The sequence below is a fragment of the Staphylococcus sp. GDY8P67P genome (genome assembly GCF_017892545.1).
Lineage (GTDB): Bacteria > Bacillota > Bacilli > Staphylococcales > Staphylococcaceae > Staphylococcus > Staphylococcus ureilyticus.
The window spans coordinates 25,713-31,712 of record NZ_JAESLH010000033.1 but is presented as its reverse complement, the minus strand read 5'-3'; the positions used below and the strand labels follow the sequence as shown (position 1 = coordinate 31,712).

Sequence of the window (6,000 nt, the reverse complement as noted above, 5' to 3'; positions counted from 1 at the left end):
TTGGTTCATCTGGTTTTGAAGGTGATTCTTCATCTTTATTGGGTTTGTCTGGTTTTGATGTTTCTCCTGTATCACCGTCTTCATTTGTATCAGAAGTGTCTCCTTCGCTTGGTTCATCTGGTTTTGAAGATGTATCTTCATCTTTATCAGGTTGGTCAGATTTTGCCGTTTCTTCTGTACCACCCTCCTCATTTGTATCAGATATGTCTCCTTCACTTGGATTGTCGGGTTGAATGTGTGTATCACTTCCATCATTGTTAGAAGCATTATCATTCAATGAATCATAGTTTTCATCTGATTTTAAATTATCATCTGTCAATTCATTTTTTATTATATTATTATTTTCAACGTTAGAGACAGAATTTTCTTTATCGTCTACATTATAAAGGTTGGAAATTGAAGGTGCAAAATATGAACGTCCCATTTCATCAGTTTCAGCAAATTTATTCTTTGTGCCAGTCGATGTGTTATTATTTTGATCTTCAACAGCTTGAATTGGTTTAGATATTAAAGCGGCACTTATTGCAAAAGCGAAGCTAGAGATTAATACTTTATTCATTTTATACCCTTTCATTTTCTCACCTCCATATTAGTAATCCTTGTATTCATTATAATTATATTAGAAAGCTCACTTTTTTTCATTAAATAGATGGTTATTGAAAGGAAAAAGTAATAAATCTGAAATTTTTTGTAAAAACCTTATTTACAAACTCAGGTATAATTATTATACTAGATATATATTTTGAATTAATAAAGGAGCTACTATAATGGGAATTTTCTCTAAAAAATCAAAAGATTTAGATGCATTTCAAAATGCAATCGAAACAAGACGTACAATTTATAGTTTAGATAAAGAAATTTCAATTTCTGATAAAGAAGTTGAAAATATAATTGAACATGCAGTTAAACATGTACCATCTTCATTTAACTCTCAATCTACACGTATTGTTTTATTATTAAATGATAACCATGATAAATTTTGGGAAATTACAAAAGAAGCACTGAAAAATACAATGGGACCTGATCGCGATTTCCAACCGACTGCTGATAAAATTGATAATTTTAAACATTCATATGGAACAATTTTATATTTTGAAGACGAAGAAGTCATCGAAGGCTTACAAAATCAAATGCCTAATTACGCAGAAAACTTTGCAATTTGGTCTAATCAGACAAACGCAATGCATCAATTCGCTATTTGGACAGCACTAAGCACTGAAGGTATTGGGGCTTCATTACAGCATTATAACCCACTTGTAGATGTAGCTGTTTCTGAAGCTTTTGATATTCCAAAAACTTGGAAACTGATGGCACAAATGCCTTTCGGTAATATTCGTGAAGCAGCTAATGAAAAAGAATTTAATGATATAAGCAAACGATTCCTTATAAAAAAATAAAAGATTAAATATATGGAATGACATGTTATTATACATCCACCTTCAAAAACGTGGACAAAATGCATTCCTTTTCTATCAATGTTAGTATGATTGCCAAAATATGAGGCTTAGACTTCTGTGTCTTCGCCTCTTTTTTCATATCTAGATATAATGCAATTTATCATATTTTGAATTTTCTAAATATATTTAGTATATTTAGTCTAATACTAATTTAAGGGGTGAAATTGATGAATATAGAAATCTTTCAACTTAAAATTGAACCAGCAAATGTTTCTTTTAATGAAGCAACCATTAAAAATTGGTTCTCTAATTATGTGACGACTGACACAGATGTTGTTGTATTGCCAGAAATGTGGAACAACGGATATGCCTTACCCCAATTGAACAAACTAGCAGATCAACAATTATCACGAAGTTTTGAGTTCATTTCAAAATTAGCTATTCAGTATCAAGTAGATATTGTAGCAGGCTCTGTATCTAATATCATGAAAGAAAGTGTATATAACACTGCCTTTGCAGTATCTAAGCAAGGCTATTTAATCAATAGTTACGATAAGGTACATCTTGTACCAATGTTAGATGAACCACTCTTTATGAGCCCAGGCAATGCTGTTCCTGAACCATTTTCACTTTCTAACGGTGTAAAAATTGCTCAAATTATTTGTTATGACTTGCGTTTCCCTGAGATACTACGTTATCCAGCACGTAAAGGAGCAGAAATCGCATTTTATGTAGCACAGTGGCCAAGTGTTAGATTAGACCATTGGATAGCTTTATTAAAAGCACGTGCGATAGAAAATGATATGTTTGTTGTCGGTTGTAATACCTGTGGTGACGATGGTAAAACTGAGTATGCTGGTAACTCAATAATTATTAATCCAAATGGTGAAATTATAGATCAACTCAATGATAAAGAAGGAAGATTAAATTGTTCGTTAAATTTAGATGAGGTTTCTAAACAACGTGAAGCAATACCCGTATTTAAAAATTTGAGACCTCATCTTTATAAATAAAACATAAAAAAACCGTGAGCTTGGGAGGGACTCACGGTTTTTTGTAACTTATTATTAAGGGAATGTTTTATACAGTTATTTCTCTATCTATTTTTGGGGATGTTATTAATTATGAAAAAAATTAGTGAATTTACCGATTAAAATGATAAATTGAATGATGTTTCCGATAGCTTACATGTTTAAATTTTAAATTGTCTCTGTTATAGACAATGTTAAAATAGATTTGATTTGAGACTGGGAAAGGTCTACAAATACAAATTTAAGGGATTTGCTTAACGTATTAAGCGAGTTGTGTACTAATTTAGTACTATTTCACGAAACCACTAGCTATTACTGAAAAGGTTCTTGTCACAACATCAGCCTCCTCTTATCCGTATTCAAAGAAATGAAACCGACAACTAAACTTGTAACTCCAATAACTATACGAAGATACAGTCACAATTTAGTAAAGTCAATTAGGCTCCTGCTCAAAAGCCTAACTAACAACATCATTTAAACGGCTAAGTCTAAATAATTTTATCACTTCTTTGTGATACAAGTTTATTAAACCATGAATTTTTGAAATTGCGTTTAATAATTCCTAACTCGTTATATTTCATACTTATTTGTTAAGAATTATATGTTAAAATTAAAAAGATAAGAAATACAAACAGTTAGGAATACAAAACATACACTTAAGCAATGAGACGCCTAAAATATAATTAAAATTGTATAATACGGGTGAGGAGAGAATAGCCATGTTAAGGGGAATTGATAACAAAATTGAAAACTTAGCACGATATCTGCAACAAAGAAATAATCTTGATCATCTTGAATTCCTAAAACTCCGTTTAGGCATGCAAGTTTTTGTTAGCAATCTTGCGAAAACTATTGTAGTTTATGGCATTTCTATCCTTTGCCATATATTTTTATACACTCTAACTGTACACTTATCATATTACTTGATTAGACAATATGCACACGGTGCACATGCAAAGTCATCGCTTTCGTGCCATATTCAAAACATTGTCTTATTTGTTTTACTACCTTGGTTTATTGGGTATATAGAAGTGGACATTATCCTAATGTATATGCTTGCTTTGTTAGGTTTTATCATTTTAGTTATTTATGCACCTTCAGCAACTAAAAAACAACCTATCCCTTTAAAACTTAGAAAAGGTAAAAAAATCAAAACAATTGTTGTAACTTTATTATTATTGTTTGTTTCACTAATCTTAAAGGAGCCGTATTCACAATTTGTGCTTTTAGGCATTACACTTATTGCGTTTGCCCAACTCCCAATATTTTTTCCAAAGGAGGATGTTTAAATATGCATATTTTTGAATCTATTATAAACTTATTCGTTAAATTCTTTAGTGTTTTAGGAGCAGTTTCAGGTGGTAAAGTTTGCAGTGCTTTTTTTGATGAGCCAGAAGTTCCAAAAGAAATAACAGATTTATACAAATAATCTATTCATTAGAAAGAGTGTATAAGTATGGTAGTTTTTAATTCGGTAGTACTAGCATCAATTCAAGCAGTACTATTATTTTTTAATATTAAGACTTTAACAAGTATCAAATATGGTTTTAGGGATTATATCGCAATGATTTGCATTATAATCCCTTCAACTGTTCTTTATTACTTTTTCAATGAAAAAGCGACCATTTTTTTATTAGTAGCTATCGTTATATTTATGTATAAAAGGAAACAAACCATTGGTGTCGTGGCAGCATTAATCAGTTTTTTCATCTTATATATGGCTAATTTTATTTCTATTTGGTTAGCTACTCAATTAATAGAAGTTATCACATTAAATTATATTTTCAGCTCATTCTATGCAGTGAGTTTTATCATAATTGCAATAAGTTTAGGATACATAATAAAATATTTTTTCATAAAAATGTCAACTTCATTTTTATCATTAAATAAAATATATCTTTCAATTGTATGTTTATTTTTACTCACAGTTTTACTGTTAATTTATTTTTATTTGCCAAATTCAATTTTGTCTTTTTCAGATATTAAATTTGTAGTAATCATGTATGCTGTGGTTATCATTACTACGGCTATTTTAATCATTACTATTTCCTTTAGCATTATACGTCAAATCCAATATAAACGTAATATTAAAGAAATAGAAAATTATTATAAATATACGTTACAAATTGAAAAGATCAATAATGAGATGCGTAAGTTTCGGCATGATTATGTTAATATCCTTTCAACATTATCTGATTATATTCGAGAAAATGATATGGAAGGTTTACGTAAGTATTTCAATGAAGAAATCATACCTATGCAAGATAATATGCAAATGAAAACACTTAAAATTAATGGTATTGAAAATTTAAAAGTCCGTGAAATTAAAGGTTTAATCACAACAAAAATATTACAAGCTCAAGAAAAAAATATTAGATTAAGTATTGAAGTTCCAGAGCCAATTGAAAAAATTGATATGCCTATTATCAATTTGAGTAGAATTATTGGTATTTTATTAGATAATGCTATAGAAGCTTCAGAAAAAATAGAGGATGATCCTCTAATTCGCATTGCTTTTATCAAAAATGAAGACGATTCAGTTATGTTTATCATCATGAACAAATGTAAGCCTGATATGCCTAGAGTACATACTTTATTCCAAGAAAATTATTCAACAAAAGGAAAAAATCGTGGTTTAGGATTATCTAACTTAAAAGAAATAACCGATGCAACTTCCAATGTTTTATTAGATACAACTATAGACAATAACTACTTTATTCAAAAAGTAGAAATATTAAATTCTAATTCATAAGGATGTGTAAATATGAAAATATTCATTTGTGAAGATGATGTAAGACAACGTGAAAATATAGTTTCTATTATCAATAATTACATCATGATAGAAGAAAAACCAATGGAAATTGAAGTAGCTACGTCAGATCCTTATGAGGTATTGGAACGTGCAAAGGAACTTAAAGATATTGGTTGTTATTTTCTTGATATACAATTAGAGGCCGATATTAATGGTATTAAATTAGCAAGTGAGATTAGAAAATATGATCCTGTGAGCAATATCATATTTGTCACAAGTCATAGTGAGCTCACTTATTTAACCTTTGTATATAAAGTTGCTGCTATGGATTTCATCTTCAAAGATGATCCTGACGAATTAAAATCCAGAGTGATTGATTGCCTCGAAACTTCAGAAACTCGATTGAAATTACTTTCAAAAGAAAGCACGGTTGAAACAATCGAACTTAAACGCGGCAGCAATTCTATTTATGTACAATACGATGATGTCATGTTCTTTGAATCATCTTCGAATTCGCATCGTTTGATTGCTCATTTGGACAATAGGCAAATTGAATTTTATGGTAATTTAAAAGAAATTGATAATTTAGACGAGCGTTTTTTCAGATGTCATAATAGTTTTGTTGTCAATAGACACAATATTGAATCCATTGATTCTAAGTCACGTATTGTTTATTTCAAAAATAATGAACACTGCTATGCTTCTGTACGTAATGTTAAAAAAATTTAATACATAAACTAAAAGGCTGAGACTACAAAAATGTCTCAGCCTTTTAACATCACTCTTCAATTTATTGTGTGAAACTCATATATGCGTTTAG

6 protein-coding genes and 1 pseudogene are annotated in these 6,000 nt (G+C 29.6%); 6 read left to right on the top strand and 1 reads right to left on the bottom strand.

What is annotated here, in order from left to right; genetic code table 11:
* A pseudogene (locus KA833_RS13245) lies at nucleotides 1-574 on the bottom strand (hypothetical protein); the annotation flags it as partial.
* 193 nt (nucleotides 575-767) lie between these two features.
* Here KA833_RS13245 and KA833_RS13240 point away from each other — a divergent pair.
* The 6 genes from KA833_RS13240 to agrA all read left to right on the top strand — a co-directional run bounded on the left by KA833_RS13240 (nucleotide 768) and on the right by agrA (nucleotide 5,909).
* Nucleotides 768-1,397 carry a nitroreductase family protein gene (locus KA833_RS13240; RefSeq protein ID WP_046208001.1) on the top strand — a complete coding sequence of 210 codons (630 nt, stop codon included), beginning with the start codon at nucleotides 768-770 and terminating at the stop codon, nucleotides 1,395-1,397.
* Between the two features lie 227 nt (nucleotides 1,398-1,624).
* Nucleotides 1,625-2,410, top strand: coding sequence for a carbon-nitrogen family hydrolase (locus tag KA833_RS13235; protein ID WP_064209760.1), 786 nt, complete (start codon nucleotides 1,625-1,627; stop codon nucleotides 2,408-2,410).
* Nucleotides 2,411-3,147: 737 nt separating this feature from the next.
* The gene (locus KA833_RS13230; RefSeq protein WP_204180543.1) at nucleotides 3,148-3,717 is read left to right on the top strand and encodes an accessory gene regulator AgrB; all 570 of its coding nucleotides are present in this window, start codon (nucleotides 3,148-3,150) and stop codon (nucleotides 3,715-3,717) included.
* 2 nt (nucleotides 3,718-3,719) lie between these two features.
* Nucleotides 3,720-3,857, top strand: coding sequence for a cyclic lactone autoinducer peptide AgrD (gene agrD, locus KA833_RS13225; protein WP_107525789.1), 138 nt, complete (start codon nucleotides 3,720-3,722; stop codon nucleotides 3,855-3,857).
* A 27-nt stretch (nucleotides 3,858-3,884) separates the two neighbouring features.
* Entirely contained in the window at nucleotides 3,885-5,180 is a 1,296-nt protein-coding gene (agrC, locus tag KA833_RS13220; protein WP_107525790.1) for a quorum-sensing sensor histidine kinase AgrC, read from the top strand.
* 12 nt (nucleotides 5,181-5,192) lie between these two features.
* Complete coding sequence (gene agrA / locus KA833_RS13215; RefSeq protein WP_046208006.1) at nucleotides 5,193-5,909, top strand: quorum-sensing response regulator AgrA; 717 nt, start codon at nucleotides 5,193-5,195, stop codon at nucleotides 5,907-5,909.
* Nucleotides 5,910-6,000: the final 91 nt, after the last annotated feature.